Below are 15,487 nucleotides of genomic sequence, written 5' to 3'. Positions count from 1 at the left end.
TCAAAGGCTTAAAACGACGTACGGATACCGGCATAAAACGTTTTTACGTACGGGTAGGTACTCCCTCGTCCGGCACCCGGCAGTTCGGGGTCGATGTCGAGTTTGAGCTTGTCGAACGAAATGAGGTTGAAGCCCCCGACGTACACCCGCGCATTTTTCATACGGTAGCGCGACAGCAGGCCCTTGGGCAGCGTAGCCCCCAGCTCCACGTTCTTGAGCCGTACATAATCGCCCGGCACGAGCCAGAAATCCGAAGCCGAGGTGTTGTTGGCCCGGTCTGAAATGCCCAGACGTGGGTACAGGGCTGTAGCGGCCGTTTCGGGCGTCCAGCGGTTGAGGCTCTCCTGGTTGAAGTTAAACGGCCCTGAGTTTACAATCCCCTGAATATCAATGGTACGACCAGCTACCCCCTGAAAATGCACCAGCATATCGAAAATACCGTAGCGGGCCACCGTACCGAAACCAAAGTACGACTTAGGCCGGTCGCGCTCGTCGATCCGAACCCGGTCGAGGTTGTCCACAATGCCGTCGGGTGTGCCGTTTACCCCGCCAATGTCCTTGTACTTGATGTCGCCCGGCACCACCCGACCCGACAGCACCTGCCGGGGGCTGGCGTCGATTTCGGCCTGACTCTGGAAAATGCCGTCGGACACAAACACAAACCGGCTGCCTACAATCCGGCCCACCGTGCTCTGGTAGCCGGGTAAACCTGCCTGCCCGTTTTCGGCCAGTACGCGGTCGTCGGTGATGGTAGCATTCCCGTACAGCGACAGCGACAGCCGACCCAGCTGCTTCTCGTAGTTCAGGGTCAGGTCAACACCTTTACTTTCCACCTCGCCCTCATTCACAACCAGCGTTTTACCCAGCACGCTCGGGATGGCCGAGGGCGTCAGGATACCGCGACGGTTGTTGATGAAATAATCGACCGAGCCCGTGATGGCGTGGTTGAACAGGTGGAAATCTACGCCCGCGTTGAGCGTGGTGAGGGTTTCCCAGGTAATGTTGGGGTTCGCAATCGACACCTCGTTGGCCGATGTGGTAGCTGAGAAACCCGTTCCGAACGTGTAGCCCCCTCCACCCGTGTTGCGGGCAAAGAACTGCTCGAATGGGAACCGGCTGCCGCCAATGTCGCTGCTCCCCGCCTGCCCGTACGACGCACGCAGCTTGAGGTAACTCAGCAGCTTGTTCGGTTTCAGGAACGACTCGTCGGACACGACCCAGCCCGCCGAAACGGCCGGAAAGAAGCCGTACCGCTTGTCGGGCGGGAAGTTTTCGGAGCCGGAGTAGCCGCCCACAAACCCGAAATAGTAGCGATCTTTAAACGAGTAGTCGAGCCGCGACGACAGGCCCTGCCCCCGGAAATCGAGCTGCGAAGGCGTGTAGCTCACGTTGCGTTGGGCCTTCAGCGAAGCCTTTACCGAGTGCTGCCCAAACCGGCGGTCGTAGTCGAAACCGGCCCAGGCTTCGTTGCGCTGAGCGGTGCCGCCAAACGCTGCCGAGCGGTAGCTGAGGGGGGTCTGGTTGCGGAAAATAACCGGGTTAGCCCCCGTTGCATCGATCACCTGATAGTCGCGGTTCAAGCCCGACGAGTAAGTACCCTGAATGTCGTAGTTGAAATTGATATTTGCCGACAGACCCGGCACCCAGAAGTCGAGTTTCTCGCGCACGTCGATGGTCGCCATCAGCACCCGCGTCACGAAACTCGTAAAGCCCCGGTCGCGCAGAATCCCGAGCGGGTTGTTCTGAAACTGAGCGCTACCGCCGTACGAGCCGTCGCGGTTCTGAATCGGAAACGCGTTGGGCGGAGTATTGTACAGCAAGCTCAGCAACGTACCGGCTTCCTGACTACCGGGCTGCCGCTGATTTTCGGAGCGGCCCGCCACGTTGAGCCCCACGGTCAGGTTCTTGTTCACGTCGAAATCAACGTTACCCCGGAAGTTGAACCGGTTAAAGCCCATGTTGGCGTTGAAGTCGTCGGTTTTCGCGTTTTTAAACAGACCGTCCTGATTGAAATAACTCAGCAAGGCAAAATACCGGACCCCGTTGCTCCCTCCATCGGCCGAGAGCACATACCGCTGCGTGGCCGACTGCTTGTTCAGAAACGACTCACCGTAGTTGTTGTCGGGAAACCGAAACAAATCCGAGCCAGTCTTGTACGCGTTCAGCGTGGCTTCGTCGTAAATCGGCTGGCTACCGTCGTTCACGAGGGCTTCGTTGTAGAGCCGCCCGAAATCGTAGGAGTTAAGCGGCCGAATCATTTTTTCGGGAACCTGAATCCCGCCCTGCACATCAAACTGAAGGTTCGAGCGGGTGGCGCTGCCCTTGCGGGTGGTTACGAGCACCACGCCGTTGCCGTAGCGCAGGCCGTACCAGGCGAGCGAGGCCGCATCTTTGAGTACCGTAATACTCTCCACCTCGTTGATATCGATGTCGTTGAACGGCCGCAGTACCCCGTCTACCAGCGCCCGCAGCGAGTTGGGTCCGAAGGTAGAGGCTCCCCGCCCGAAAAAGTTGGCCCCATCGGCGCCGGGTGCCGAGCCCGACTGCTGCACGTACAGGCCCGCCAGCCGACCGGCCAGCGTAGCGTTGGCGGTGGCTACCGGAATCTGCGGCAGGTTGCGGGTGCTAAACGTGCCAATAGCCATGTTGACCTCGCGCTTCTTGCGGGTGCCAAACGGAATCGGAACAATGTCGTCGTCGCCAGCTTCGGTCAGAGCTGCGGGCAGTTCAACCCGAAAAGCGGTGCCGTCGCCCACGGTTTTGGTCTGGGCCAGATACCCCTTTTTCTGGATGACGAGCACATCGCCCAGGGCCGCGTTGATCGCAAAGCGCCCTTCGGCATCGGTAACAGTTTGGGCGCGCACCTCCTGCACAGCCACCACTGCCCCCGGTAGCGGCTTGCCATCGGAGCCGGTAACTACGCCCGAAAAGCTCCCCGACAGGGTTGCTTTGCTTTGGGCCAATACGCCGGTGCTACTGAGCAATAACAGCCCCAGAAGCGGATTTATAAATGTTTTCATCGGAAACGATTGCGTGAATAGGTCTTTACCAGCCCGGATTTTGTTTCAGAATGCCGTTGCTCTTGAAAATCTCGTTGCGGGGAATTGGGTACCGGTGCATGTGGTCTTCAAACACCCGCTGGTAGGTTCCCGGCATCGGAATCACGGTATATTTGAAGGTCGTGGCCGTCAGGCGCTCTACATCCATACCGGTAATGGTTTTGGGGATGATCTCGACGCCTTTTTTCCAGCGCAGAATGTCCCACCACCGAAACTCCTCGAAGGCCAGTTCAACGGCCCGCTCGTTATGGATTCGGGCCCGCATCTGATCTTTGGTGAGACCCACCGGAAGGTCGGGCATACCGGCCCGCTTCCGAATCTGGTTCACGGCCGCGTACACATCGGCCACCGGCCCCTGTGCCTCGTTGAGAGCCTCGGCATAGTTCAGCAGCACTTCGCCGTACCGGAAAAACACAAAGTTCAGAATCGCCGATGCGCCCCCGGTACCACCCCGCACCGATTCCGGCCACAGTTTCTTCACGTAGTAGCGGGTACGGGTGTAGCTGTTGGAAGCGGGCTGATAATCAACCCCGAACGTAACCGGACTGGTTGCGTTGTTGACCCACATGGCCACTTTCCGGTTCTGCCACGTCTGGTCGTTGTAGATGACGTTGGCGTAGAAACGGGGGTCCCGACCGGTGTAGGGGTCCTGCGGCTTGTAGCCCGACGTGGGGTCGGTGATGGGCTTGCCGTTGGCCATTTCGTACAGGTCAACGTGGTTCTGGGTCGGGTTGAGCTGCCCCTGCGCGCCCCCGAACGACGGCGGAATGATAAAGTCGCCGAGGAAGCTACCATTGCCCGAACGCGGTCCCCGCACCTTAATCATGATGTACTCGGGCGACGAAGCCTGGTTCAGAATGGTGCCGTACTGACCATGCAGCGAGTAGCGGCCCATGTCCATAATCGACTTGGCGGCATCGGCCGCTTTTTGCCACTTGGCCGCGTTGTTCGTCGGGTTGTTGAGCGGGCTGGCATCCATCAGCAGCAACCGGGCACGCAAGGCCTTCACGGCCCCCACGGTGGCCCGGCCCCCGTTGCCCGTGCCCCAATCGGTAGCCGGCGTGTAGAACGTCCCCCAACTCTCAGACGACAGAATGGCTTCGGCGGCATCGAGGTCTTTCAGGATAAACGCCAGCGTTTCGTCGTAGGTGTTGCGGGGCAGGTCGAAGTTATCGGTCTGGGCGAGCGGCTTATCGAGCAGAATCACCCCGCCGAAGCGCTTAATCAGTTCGAAGTAGAAAAATGCCCGCAGAAACAGTTGCTGGGCCTTAATGAGCGGGCCGTTCTGGGCTTCGGTCCACTTCACCTTGTCTACATTGGCCAGCATCACGTTGGCGTTGCGGATGCCCTGATACATACGCGTGTACACCGACACCACGTCGGTTGAAGAGCCATCCAGAAACTTGCCCTGGTTCATGGTCAGTACGCCATGTCCCGTGTTGGGTTCGGCAAAAATGGCCTCATCCGTAAACTGACCGGTGGTGCCTTTATAGGCCTGCAACACGCTCAGGCGGCCAAAATCGTCGATCAGGTAATTGTAGGTGTTATCGGCAAAGCGGGTGGCCAGCACCGGGTCGGCAAACACGTCGTCCTGCGTGATGGCCACACCGGGGTCTCGCTGCAAAAAGTCTTCTTTGCAGGCCCCCAAACTCAGCCCAAGGCAAATCAGTGCGGTATAATGAAGGTATTTCATGAGTCGTCAGAATTGGATGTTTACACCGAGGTTAAACGTCCGGCTTACGGGGATGGCATTGTTCGGACCCGCGAAGAACGAGCCGGCAACGGTGCCGTTCTGGTTGTTTTCGGGGTCGAGGCCCACAAACTTGGTCCAGGTAAACAGGTTCTGGCCTGTTACGTAAATCCGCAGGGTTTCCATGTTCAGGCGCTTGGCAAAAGCGGCCGGTACGGCGTAGCTCACCTCCACGTTGCGGAGTTTGAGGTAGCTGGCGTCCTGCATCAGATAATCGTTGAACGAGTAGCTGGGTGCAGCCGTCGAGCGGGGCCGAATAGCGGGCCAGGTAGCGTTCTGAGCGTTTTCGGGTGTCCAGCGGTTCAGCATGGCCGAGTAGTAGTTACCGCCCGCAAAAAACACGTTGGAGTTCACCTTGGTCACCCCCTGAAACAGGGCCGATACGGTAAAACCCTTGTAACCAAAGTTGGGCTCGATACCGAACACGTTCTGGGGCACGTCGGCGTAGCCAATGGGTGCCCGGTCCTGATCGTCGATAATGCCGTCTTCGTTCAGGTCAGCGAATTTGAAATCGCCCGGAATCACGGCCCCGTTGACCCGGCTCTGCGGGCTGTTGGCGATGTCTTCGAGGCTCTGGTAAAAGCCGATTACTTTGTACCCCCGGAACTGTCCGATAGCCTGGCCCGTGTTTTTCTGGTTTTCGGGCAGATTGATGGGTTCATCGGTGCGCACAATCCGGTTTTTGGCGTGGGTGTACTGCACGTTGATGCCGTACCGGAAATTACCCTTGGCGTCTTTGAAGCTGGTTTCGAACTCGTAACCCGCGTTGTAGTTCTCGCCGTAGTTGCTCGACGGCAGCGATTCGCCGTAGATCACCAAAGCCGAGTTGTTACGGGCGAGCAGAATGTCGTACCGCTTTTCGTCGAAAATATCAGCCGTGATCGAGAGCCGGTTGCGCAAGAAGGCCGCTTCGACCCCGAAGTTGCGCTTGATCGACTTCTCCCAGGTCACGTCGGGGTTGCCCGAGCGGCTGTGCCATACCACCGGGTAAAGTACGTTGGCACTCGCCGTACCGAAACGCACGCGCCGGTTCGGAATGGAGTTGGCGCTGGCGTCGGGGTCACTGCCGCCGTTCGAGTATTCGTCGAGGTAGATAAAGCGGGTGCCGCCCACGTTACCATATCCGATCAGGCCGTATGAACCACGCAGCTTGAGGTAGTCGATCCACTTAGCCCCTTTCAAAAACGACTCTTCGCTCACGGTCCAGCCGGCCGAGATAGCCGGGAACAAGCCGTATCGCTCGGCTTTTGGGTAGTTTTCAGAGCCGTTGTACGATCCGTTCAGCTCGACAAAATACTTGCTGGCATAGTTGTAGGTGGCCCGCAACACCAGACCTTCGTTGGCAAACGGAGCCTGTGCGCCCTCGGCACCGCGCAACTCGCGCTGCGCCACCGCTACCCCCGACACGTTGTGCTTCCCAAACGACCGGGCGTAGTTGAGCGCCAGCTGGAGGTTGGTTTTGATGTAGCCGTAGTTCTGAGAGGTTACGCCACCGAGCGGATCTTCGAACGAGTTCCGAGCCAGCACCAGCGTGCCCGTGGCCCGATCGACGTTATAGGCCGCGTAGGCACCCGTTTGGCCCCGCACCCCGGCAATGTAGGCATCGTACCCGAAGGTGGCTTTGAAACCAAGCCCCTTGGTGATGAAATCGAGTTTCTGATCGAGCACAAACACGCTTTCAATAGCGTTGTTGCGGTAATCGGCGTACCCGTTCCGCCTCATCACGGCGTAGGGATTGAAGGTATTTACACCCGCCCGCCCGAAGTCTTCAATATGGTTAAGGGTATTGTCGAGCCGCCGGTCTTCGGGCGTTTTCGGGTTGGTGTATTCGGGATAGAACGGAATCATCCAGGCCGGGATGGCGTACATCCGGGTAAGCAGGTACTCCGGTCCACTCTCGAACCGCTGCCGCAAATCGCCCTGACCCGAGTTGGCTACAAACGAGTAGCGTCCTTCCAGACGGCCACCCAAACGCAGGCTCAACGTGGTAGTTTTTGTCAGGTTCAGGTCGAGGTTGGAGCGGAAGTTGTAGCGGGTGTACGAGGGGTTGGTTTTGTAGCCCGACGGCGTATCAAAATCCTTAAACCCGCCATCTTCAAACAGATAGCCCATGGATACGAAGTACTTGATCGCTTTGGAGCCTCCGGTAAAGTTCAGGTTGTGCTGCGTACGGAACCAGTACGGGCGCGTAACGGCTTTGAACCAGTTGGTATTGGGGTACAACAGACGATCGCCGGTGCCTTCCTTGAAAATGCGGAGGTCTTCGGCCGTAAACACTTTCTGGAAACTGGGCGGCACCAACCCGTATTTGATCAGGTTTTCTTCGCCTTCGTTGTGGAGCATGGCACTCTCGTAGGCGTCCAGAAATTCAGGCACCTGCGTAAAGTTAACCCGGCCCACGTTGCCCGAGTACGATACCCGTGGCTTACCAGTTTTACCCGTTTTGGTGGTCACGATAATAACCCCATTGGCCCCTTTGATACCAAACAGGGCGGTCGATGAGGCATCTTTGAGCACCGAAATCGACTCGATCTCGTTCGGGTCAATATCGCCGAAACTTTGGCGTTCCACCCCGTCCACGATAATCAGAGCCGCCGAGTTGGTCGAAGCCCGGCCCCGGATGGTGATGTTGGCCCCGTTGATACCCGGCCGACCGCTGATCTGCTGGGCAAACAGGCCCGGCACGCGCCCCACGAGTGCGTTCGAGGCATCGGTTACGGGCGCTTTCACGATTTCATCTCCTCCAATGCTGCTGATGGCGGCCGTTTGTTCGCTTTTTTTCTGCGTACCGTACCCCACCACGACCACCTCTTCGAGCGACTTTTCGTCGGTTTGCAACACCACGTTCACGGCGGTTTTGTTGCCGATCGTCACTTCTTTTGTCAGGTAGCCAACGTAACTAAAAACCAGCTCATTCACGTTATCGGGCACACTTACCCGGTACTGACCTTCCACGTTGGTGGTGGCCCCGCGTTGCAGGCCCTTCACCACCACCGTTACACCGGGTAGCCGTTCGCCTTTCTCGTCGGTTACGGTACCCGTCACGATACGCTCAGCCGGCGCCACCGACTCGTTCAGCGCCTGCCCATTGTCGGGGGTTGGCTGGGGTGCCGGGGGCTGGGTTGTAATGAGTACCTGCCCGCTCAGCACCTGATAGTTTAGGCCAACGGGCTTTAGCAGGGTTTCGAGGGCCACCGCCAACCGCTGATTGGTGAGCGAGAGGCTTACCCGCCGGTTGGCCGGCACGGTATTGGGGCTGTACACAATTCGGACTTCGGTCAGGCGTTCGAGCTCTTTGAGCGCCGTTTTCATCGGTACGGCCTGCACATTGATGGTCACGGGCCGTTGCAGCAAATCCTGACCGCCGGGTTCGCGGCCATACGCAACGGCCGTGAGCAGAGTCAGCAGACACAGGGACAAACTCAACGTCAGTATCCTGCCCAGCAGGCCCGGTCGAGTGGGGTAGAAAAACATCATAGATTGGCAGAAGGGATTATGTGGTAAAACGGTTTGACTGACATTGTAAATGAGTGAATTAGCGAATGCGTGATTGGGTGAATGGGCATAGACAGTCTATCTCAGTATGGATTACAGCCGGGGCCGCTGATCTGAATTCGGGTACCAACCACCTCGTAACTGGCGTTGATAGCCCGGCAAACGAGTTCGAGCTGGGTAAAGAAAGGCTGACCGCTGATGTCGCCCGTAAACCGGCAGTTTTCGAGCAGGTTGTCGGCCGCCGTGATCTGGATACCATATTGGTCTGCAAAGGCTTTGAGCACATCGGGCAGCGGGCTTTCGTCAAACCCAAACCGGATCTCGGCCGGGGCTCCTCCCTCCACCTTGAGCGGTTCGGGCCGGGCCACCAGGCCGGTATCCCACTGGCTTTTGTCGGTGTAAAACGTAACCTGCTGATTGGGCGTCAGTACCACCCCCTGGCCGTCGGGAATGGCTCCGGTTTCGGCCACCGACCCACCCGTCGACCGCGACACCCACACCCGCCCCGTACGAACCGACACATCGACGGCCGAGGTATTGGCGGGGGCATTCACCCAGAAACTCGTGCCCAATACCCGCGTCACAACGGCACCGGTGTAGACCAGAAACGGCCGTTTTTCGTCGCGCTTCACGCAGAAGAACGCCCGGCCGGTGAGCCATACCTCGCGTTTGGTACCCGCTTCGGGAGCCGTAAAATGCAGTTGGCTACCGGGTTCGAGCTGTACGGTACTGCCGTCGTCGAGCGTGATTTTCTGGCTTTTTCGGGTGGTGTTGCGCCATTCATCGGTACCATCGGCTTTGGGTACGACCAATTCGGTCAGAGCCGGTAAGGCCTCGCGCACAGTCAGGTCGCGGTTGTCGAGGTAATACGACAGGGCAGCCCCCATCCCGACTACCACCACCGTAGCCGCTACGGCCCAACGGCTCAGCCGCGGCCACCGCCGGGCCTCTATGGTTGAGGGATGCCGAATCAGTTCGGGGCCATCGGCAAAGGCCAGGGCAGGTTCGAGTTCGGCAACGGCTTCGGCCATATGCATACGCCGTTCGATACGTTGCCAGAGGTATTGCTGAAGGGCAAATCGCTCATCGGGGGTCAGGCGGGGCTCTACATCGGCCCGGAGCCGGTCGTACCACCGCTCGATCAAGTCGACCTCATCGGGAGAGCACTCCTGCTGGCCATATCGGCGTAGCAAATGGATAAAATCATCTACAGACATGAGGGCGAAGGGAGATAGGTAGTTGCCCGATATGTCGTTTGAAAGGGGGGTAAACCCTAAATGATTGTAAGAATTCCCGGAAAGTTTACAACTGCAAACGTTTGTGGCGAAAAACTTCTTTAAAAAATGGTATCTATTTTTAGCCGCCCTCCCAGCCTTTACTCAAATTGAAAGGCAAAGTACATACACGCCTTGCCTCCTGTATTCTGAATAGCATGGGGCACATTGGCCTCCAGAAAGAGCAAGTCGCCCACCGAAACGGGGTACAAGGTGCCGTCGATGCTTTCCTGCGCCGAGTTGTCGATCATCAGAATAATTTCGGCTGCCCGGTGCGTATGGGGAGGGTGGCTCCACAAGCCCGGACGCAGCGTGGTTACGTGCATTTCGAATCGTTTGCTCATGGCCGTAGCCCGGTCGAACATCCGTCGGATGCCTCCTTTGTCATGCGGCTGAAAGGCCACCTCTTTCCAGTCGACACTAAACGACCCACCGGCCCGGCGGCCTCGCTCGGCATCGGCCGGGGCTTCAGACTGGTACCGCATCACGTAATACGTGGCCGGCACATCGCCCCGGTTGGCAAAACCGTGCTCGTCGCCGGGCATAATCAGGGCGATACTGCCGGGGCCGAGTACGGTGGTACTGCCCATAATGGTCACGGTCAGCTCGCCCTGCTTTACAATGATTAGCTCCTCGTCGTCGTGCCGGTGAGCCGGGTGCGGGGCCTGCTTCGGGGCGAGCGTGGTCGCATGAATTTTCAGGTGTCGGAAGTCCGTAGTGCGGCCTTCCAGCAAGGTTCGTTGCTCTGTATACGGCTTGCGGGTCACGGGGGCTTCGTTCCAGCCGTAACGCCCCGACGGTATGGGTTGGGCACCGGCAAGCAGGGCGGTACATACAAGCAGGATGAGCCCCAACAAGCTGGCTCGCATACGGAACATGGGCATACAGAAACGGTTTAAAACAGGAAACGACGCACGCTCTACGACCACTCCCGAAGCAGATAACCAAGCAGAGGCAGCGGGTAGTGCAGCATGGTCAGATTTTGCCGCAGGGTTTTGAGGGCTTTATTGAGGTGGTATTCAACGGCTTTCTCCGACAGGTCGAGCGATTGGGCAATGGACGGAATCGACTGGTCTTCGTACCGGCTCAGCCGAAAAATCTGCCCTGTTTTTTCGGGCATCTTCTGTAACTCGTCTTCAATCAACGCAATCAGGTCCTGATAATTCAGAAGCTCTTCGGTAGCGGTGTCGGCCTGCCCCATCTGTTGTTGCTGGTACAGTTGAAACCGCTCGCGCTGCACCTGCCGCCGGATGTGATCGACAACAGCATAGCGCAGGGCCGTAAACAGGTAAGCCTCCACCTGCTGTACGGCAAGGGTAGCCCGCCCCTGCCACAGATCGACAAAGAGATCCTGCACCAACTCCTCGGCCACTTCGTGGGAGTTGGTTTTCTGCAAGGCCACCCGGTACAGGCCGTACCAGTATCGCTCATACAATTCGGCCAACGCCAACCTGTCGTGATTAGTGAGGGCAGTCAGCAACTGGCCATTGTCCCATTGGCTATAGGTGGAGGCAGGCTTACGTGTCGACATGAAGGCTGGATATAGAAGGTTTGCAGTTGGCAGTTATGGCGGCTGGCGTGAAGTGCTTAGCTAGGCATTGCTCTGCAGTTGAAGGTCAGAAATAGCCCGTTGAACCCCTAAGCTACCTAATAATTACAGATTTTAAAGAAATCGTGCCATTTCACAACTGACACTTAAATCCAAATCAGATCATTTTATACTGATGCAGTAACCCACATTATAAACGTGTACACTTGCACTTACCTCTACTTGCTTTTTTTATGAGTAAGAGAGGGCATTTGTTTCTCTTTGCTCAGGGATTCTCTCCACAACGAATGAAGCAGTTTTTACTTCTCGCCTGTTTACTCATGGCCTTCGTGGCCGGGGCGCAGTCGCTCCCAACAACGGGCTCCCCACAGAGTAACCTCACGGTAAATGGCAGCGTAATTGACTCGGTCAGCCGCAAACCTGTCGAATTTGCCACGGTCGCCCTGCTTGGGCCTACCGATGGCCCACCCATTGCCGGGGATGTAACCGACGCGTCGGGCCGCTTTTCGTTTGCCAACATTACGCCCGGCCGCTACCGGGTACGGATTACATTTATTGGCTACGAAGATCGTACCCTCGATCCGGTGTCGGTCAACCCGTCGGCTACGGTGCTCGACCTGCCCCCGCTCCTGCTGCGCACCACAAGCCGCACCCTGGGTGAAGTGACTGTGACGGCCCAACGCGACCTAATCGAAGACAAGGAAGACCGGGTGGTGTACAACGCGGGCAGCGACCCCTCCAACGCGGGTGGCACGGCCATCGACGTGATGAAAAAAGTGCCCATGTTGAGCGTCGACCCCGACGGTAGCATTCAGCTCAAAGGCAGTTCGAGCATTAAGGTGCTGATTAACAACAAGCCGTCGAGTATTATGGCCCGCAGCATTGCCGAAGCCCTGCAGATGATTCCGGCGGAGGCCATCAAATCTGTGGAAGTAATTACGGCCCCCTCGGCCAAGTACGATGCCGAAGGTACGGCCGGGATTATCAACATCATCACCAAAAACCGCTTGCAGGGTCTGGTGGGTGGCCTCAACGGAACTACTGGCAATCGGTCGCACAATGTGGGGGGCAATATTAACCTTAAGCAGGGCAAAGTGGGGCTTACGGCCTACGGGGGTGGCAACCTGAACCTGAACGACGGCGGCTCGGCCTCGGTCCGTAAAAGCCTGCTGGCCAACCAGTCGGTGAGCGAACTACGCCAGAACAACACCTACCGCAACGAAAACCGATCGGTATTTGGGTCGTTTAATTTTGACTACGAACTCGACTCTACTAATCAGCTTGGTTTCGACGGAAGCCTGTCGGCCGGGTCGCGGGTGGGCACGTCGGTACGCGACACCCGGTACGAGGGGTTGCAGGCCCGGCAGCCGTTTCGGCGCTACAGCGATAATAGTGGCGAAAACCTGAATTACGACTTCAATTTTAACTACACCCGCTTGTTCAAACGGCCTGAGCAGGACCTTACATTCCTGGCCCAACTGAACAACAGCGACAACGACAGCCGCTACGCCCTCGATCAGTATATGTTGCCGGAAAATCAGTTCATCAACTACCGGGAACGCAACACCAACCTGAATCAGACAAGCGAATTTACCCTTCAGACCGACTACACGCACCCGTTCAAAAAGGGCCGTAAAACGCTTGAAGTAGGTGTGAAAAGCATCCGGCGGAACGTACAGAGCGATTTCCAGCTTCAGAACGCCACCGACAGCACGGGCTTTCGGGACGACCCGCGCCGGGCCAATCAGTTCGATTATCGGCAGTGGGTAACGGCGGCTTACACCTCGTTTCGGATCACAACCTCCAAGCGCTGGACGTACACGCTCGGCGGGCGGTACGAGTACACGGCGATCGACGCCAACTTTGTGTCGAGCCAAACCACCTTTACCGATCAGTACCCGGTGTTGCTGCCCAACGTGGCTATTTCGAAGCGGATGCCCAACAATCAGCGGCTCCGGCTGAGCTACAACCAGCGGATTCAGCGGCCTAACATCGTGTTTCTGAACCCGTTTATCAATTCCAACGACCCCAAAAACCTGTCGTTTGGTAATCCCTACCTCGACCCCGAACGGGCCCACTCGGCCGAGCTGACCTACAGCATTTACACCAAAAAGGGGCTTTCGATCAATACGACCCTGTTTGGCCGGATGACCAACAACGCCATCGAACGGGTCACAACGGTCGATACGGCCAATGTGTCGTTCAGTACGTACCAGAACATCGCCAAAAATTCGACGTACGGGCTCAACCTGTTTGCCGCCGGCCGACCGGCCAAAAACTGGCAGCTCAACGGCACTGTCAACCTGAACTACAACCTCTTGAACAGCGCGGCCCTGAACATTCAGAACCGCAACTGGAGCTACCGGCTCTCGATGAACAGCAACCTGTCGTTACGGGCCAACTACAGCCTACAGGCGCAGGCTTCGTACCAGTCGGCCCGGATTCAATTGCAGGGGCAATCGGGTGGGTTTTATAACTACGGGGTATCGGCCCGGAAAGAGTTCAAACAGTACAAAGTGGTGCTGACGGTCAACGCCGAAAACTTCCTGAGCCGCTACAACACGATTACCAACCAGTTTAGAACCACCACATTCCTGACCGACGCAAGCAGCTACAACGCGTTCCGCAACGTACGTGTAACGGCCAACTGGCGTTTCGGGCGCATGAACGCCAACAAAACCACCCGCACTAAAAAACGCATTGCGAATGATGATGGGAAGTCGGCGGATTAGAGGGAAAGGGAGGAAAGGAGCAAAGGAGGAAAGGAGCAAAGGGTAAGCCTCCTTCATTGAGCCGTCTACTGTCTATAGGGTTGTTTAATTCTTAGCCCTTAACTCCAACTCTTAAGTGAGCAAGCAGAATTAAGTTAGACTTTGCTTTGTCATCCCGACGACAGGACCGGGCCGCCCTTTAGGTTTGTGGGCTGGTAATATTCCAAGAATTGGTCTTTTGCCAGTAGTCAACCAGAGTGGGGTAACCTAACGGGTCGCCAAGGAGAAAGACCTATGCTCCGATTCAGGACCCCACTCTGTTAGACCTGCTTAGGCTCGGATAGAAAAACGGGTTCGCGGCCCATTACAAGGGTTTGAGCATTGGCAAGTCTGGTTGATCAACTCATCAAAACTAATCAGTTTTATGGACTTTTCTCACTACGTCGGCATCGACATTGCTAAGGCTACATTAGATTGGGCCGTCTACAGCCAGCAAGGATCTTTACTCCACATTCACACGCCAAATACGATGGCCGGCATTAAGAAAGCCCTTCGCCAATTGAAAACAATACCGGGATGGGATATGACTCGTGTTGTATTTTGCATGGAGCACACAGGCATATATAATGCACATGTCCTGGAGTTTCTTCATAAATTACACTTACCAATCTGGTTAGAAAGCAGTCTTCAAATTAAGCAGGCGGGTGGGATGCAACGTGGTAAAAATGATACTGTCGACGCCTTCCGAATAGCCGAGTACGCTTACCGATTCCGAGACCAGATCCGCTTATGGACGCCCCCTCGCCCTGTCATCCAGCAGTTAGCGTTCCTTAGTGCCGCTCGTCAGCGCCTTATTCAAGCATACAATTTATTGGCGGGACCGTTGAGCGAGCAGGATTCGTTTATTAATCCTGTTTTACAAAAACAGCTTTTGCGCAGCTCGCGTAAATCACTGATCGCTCTTAAGGATGAACAAAAGGCTATTGAGCAACAGATTGATCAACTTATCAAGGCCGACAGCCGACTCAAAGAGCTGTTTGAATGGATTGTTTCAGTACCAGGTATTGGCTCGACAACGGCCACCGAGATTCTTGTTGTTACGAACGAAATGACCACGATCACCGATCCAAAGCAGATGGCCTGTCATGCAGGAGTAGCTCCTTTCGAATACCGATCAGGGACTAGTATCCGAGGCAAGACCAGGGTAAGTCATCAAGCCAGGAAACGCTTGAAAGCTCTATTTCATTTAGGCGCTATGTCATGCATTCGAAAAGAAGGCGAACTGCAAACGTATTACCACCGGAAAGTAGGCGAAGGCAAGAACAAAATGCTGGTACTAAATGCTATCAGAAACAAACTCATTCACCGAGTGTACGCAGTAGTCCGTCGGGGAGAGAAATATGACAAAACTTATGCCCCTACGCTTGCATAGATCATAGAAATCGGAGCGGGGATCTTACAGTCAGTCAATTAGAAAGATTCCTCCTTCGTCGGAATGACAAAAATGTTGAGCGTAATTCTGCTCTAATACTTAAGTGAATAAACAATGTAAAATGAACAATGAATTATTGGATTACCTACTGATAACCAGGCATTTCATTATACATTTCCACACTATTAATTATACATTCTACACTGTTCATTATACA

The 15,487-nt window shown here is 56.1% G+C and carries 8 protein-coding genes; 2 read left to right on the top strand and 6 right to left on the bottom strand.

Annotated features, from left to right (window positions below):
• Positions 1-8 precede the first annotated feature (8 nt).
• The 6 genes from F5984_RS04295 to F5984_RS04270 form a co-directional block, all read right to left on the bottom strand.
• Positions 9-3,020: a SusC/RagA family TonB-linked outer membrane protein gene (locus F5984_RS04295; RefSeq protein WP_152123000.1), complete on the bottom strand. Its 3,012-nt coding sequence runs from the start codon at positions 3,018-3,020 to the stop codon at positions 9-11.
• A 25-nt stretch (positions 3,021-3,045) separates the two neighbouring features.
• Positions 3,046-4,752, bottom strand: a complete 1,707-nt coding sequence (locus F5984_RS04290; protein WP_152122999.1) for a RagB/SusD family nutrient uptake outer membrane protein — start codon at positions 4,750-4,752, stop codon at positions 3,046-3,048.
• 6 nt (positions 4,753-4,758) lie between these two features.
• Positions 4,759-8,286: a TonB-dependent receptor gene (locus F5984_RS04285; protein ID WP_152122998.1), complete on the bottom strand. Its 3,528-nt coding sequence runs from the start codon at positions 8,284-8,286 to the stop codon at positions 4,759-4,761.
• Positions 8,287-8,387: 101 nt separating this feature from the next.
• Positions 8,388-9,521, bottom strand: a complete 1,134-nt coding sequence (locus F5984_RS04280; protein ID WP_152122997.1) for a FecR family protein — start codon at positions 9,519-9,521, stop codon at positions 8,388-8,390.
• Positions 9,522-9,679: 158 nt separating this feature from the next.
• Entirely contained in the window at positions 9,680-10,447 is a 768-nt protein-coding gene (locus F5984_RS04275; RefSeq protein ID WP_152123167.1) for a cupin domain-containing protein, read from the bottom strand.
• A 50-nt stretch (positions 10,448-10,497) separates the two neighbouring features.
• Positions 10,498-11,109 carry an RNA polymerase sigma-70 factor gene (locus F5984_RS04270; protein WP_152122996.1) on the bottom strand — a complete coding sequence of 204 codons (612 nt, stop codon included), beginning with the start codon at positions 11,107-11,109 and terminating at the stop codon, positions 10,498-10,500.
• A gap of 305 nt (positions 11,110-11,414) precedes the next feature.
• Here F5984_RS04270 and F5984_RS04265 point away from each other — a divergent pair, with 305 nt between their 5' ends.
• Both F5984_RS04265 and F5984_RS04260 read left to right on the top strand, forming a co-directional pair.
• Positions 11,415-13,859 (top strand): outer membrane beta-barrel family protein, encoded by a 2,445-nt coding sequence (locus tag F5984_RS04265; protein ID WP_246168812.1) that lies wholly within the window; start codon positions 11,415-11,417, stop codon positions 13,857-13,859.
• Between the two features lie 403 nt (positions 13,860-14,262).
• Positions 14,263-15,270 (top strand): IS110 family RNA-guided transposase, encoded by a 1,008-nt coding sequence (locus tag F5984_RS04260; protein ID WP_152122995.1) that lies wholly within the window; start codon positions 14,263-14,265, stop codon positions 15,268-15,270.
• The last annotated feature ends 217 nt before the right edge of the window (positions 15,271-15,487 follow it).

Origin of the sequence: Rudanella paleaurantiibacter (assembly GCF_009184635.1) — a bacterium.
GTDB classification, from domain to species: domain Bacteria; phylum Bacteroidota; class Bacteroidia; order Cytophagales; family Spirosomataceae; genus Rudanella; species Rudanella paleaurantiibacter.
Note: the sequence above shows the minus strand (reverse complement) of the source record. Positions and strands in the feature narration are given on the sequence as shown.

Coding starts and splice junctions, on each gene's coding strand:
- F5984_RS04295 (WP_152123000.1), bottom strand. CDS start 3,020: ATGAAAACATTTATAAATCCGCTTCTGGGGCTGTTATTGCTCAGTAGC.
- F5984_RS04290 (WP_152122999.1), bottom strand. CDS start 4,752: ATGAAATACCTTCATTATACCGCACTGATTTGCCTTGGGCTGAGTTTG.
- F5984_RS04285 (WP_152122998.1), bottom strand. CDS start 8,286: ATGATGTTTTTCTACCCCACTCGACCGGGCCTGCTGGGCAGGATACTG.
- F5984_RS04280 (WP_152122997.1), bottom strand. CDS start 9,521: ATGTCTGTAGATGATTTTATCCATTTGCTACGCCGATATGGCCAGCAG.
- F5984_RS04275 (WP_152123167.1), bottom strand. CDS start 10,447: ATGCGAGCCAGCTTGTTGGGGCTCATCCTGCTTGTATGTACCGCCCTG.
- F5984_RS04270 (WP_152122996.1), bottom strand. CDS start 11,109: ATGTCGACACGTAAGCCTGCCTCCACCTATAGCCAATGGGACAATGGC.
- F5984_RS04265 (WP_246168812.1), top strand. CDS start 11,415: ATGAAGCAGTTTTTACTTCTCGCCTGTTTACTCATGGCCTTCGTGGCC.
- F5984_RS04260 (WP_152122995.1), top strand. CDS start 14,263: ATGGACTTTTCTCACTACGTCGGCATCGACATTGCTAAGGCTACATTA.